General features: G+C 74.7%; 1 protein-coding gene. It reads left to right on the top strand.

Translation table 11 applies throughout. The features are described 5' to 3' along the window. Positions 1-516: 516 nt before the first annotated feature. On the top strand, positions 517-933 hold the full coding sequence (gene ssgD, locus AOK18_RS02065; RefSeq protein ID WP_055574588.1) for a spore wall synthesis regulator SsgD: 417 nt from the start codon (positions 517-519) through the stop codon (positions 931-933). Positions 934-998 lie beyond the last annotated feature (65 nt).

Raw genomic sequence — 998 nt, forward strand, 5'->3', positions numbered from 1 at the left:
CGCCGCCGCCCTGCTCGGCGCCGTGCACCGCACCCTGTTCCAGCGCATCCGGGAACTCACCCTCGCCTGCCGGGACGACGCCCGGCTCCCCGCCGCCGTCACCGCGGAGGCGGACAGCGCCTTCGGCCTGCCGGAGCCCTCGCTCGCCGACCACGCCGCGTCGTGACCCGAGCCTCCCCGTCGGCACCCCGGCGGCGCCCGGCAGTCCGGCCGGTCGACGCGTGCGCGACCGGGGCACGCCCGGTGCTCGGCACGGTCGTGGGCTTTGTCCGCGTGCCGGCGCCGGGGCCCGGAGGAGCGGCCCCTGCGGGGTCTCCCGGGCCCTCGGCGTGCACGGCACCCCGCACATGCCGCATGCAACACCCGTCCCGGGGAAGCCTGATCACACCGGCGCAGGAAGGCGGTGACGGAGGTCACGCTGTTCCGGTGGGCACGGATCGGCCGATTCCGTCGTCTCTTTGAGTAGCCCGCCCTATCCGCCCGGAAGCTGTCCAGCCGTCACGAGGGAGCAAGGCGTTGTCCACCGTCATCGAGCAGCCCGTCGAGGCCCGTCTCGTCGCCGCCGCGCCGCGGATGGCGAGTATTCCCGCCACTCTGCACTACGACCGGAGCGATCCGTTCGCCGTCCGCATGTCCTTCCCCGCTCCCGCCACCCTGGAGGGCGTCGAGGTCTGTTGGACCTTCGCCCGCGAGCTGCTCACCGCGGGACTGGACGAGCCCGAGGGCCACGGCGACGTCCGCGTGCGGCCGTACGGCTACGACCGGACCGTGCTGGAGTTCCACGCTCCGGAGGGGACCGCCGTCGTGCACGTCCGCTCGGGCGAGATACGGCGGTTCCTGGAGGCGACCGGCGAACTCGTGCCGGCCGGCCTGGAACACCTCCAGCTCGACCTGGACCACGATCTCGCCGAGCTGATCCGGGACGCCTGCTGAGCACCGGCCCGGGACGCCCGCCGGGTCACGAACGCCGCCCCCGGGGGGCGTCCCGGGCCGGTGCT

Origin of the sequence: Streptomyces prasinopilosus (genome assembly GCF_001419695.1) — a bacterium.
Lineage (GTDB): Bacteria > Actinomycetota > Actinomycetes > Streptomycetales > Streptomycetaceae > Streptomyces > Streptomyces prasinopilosus.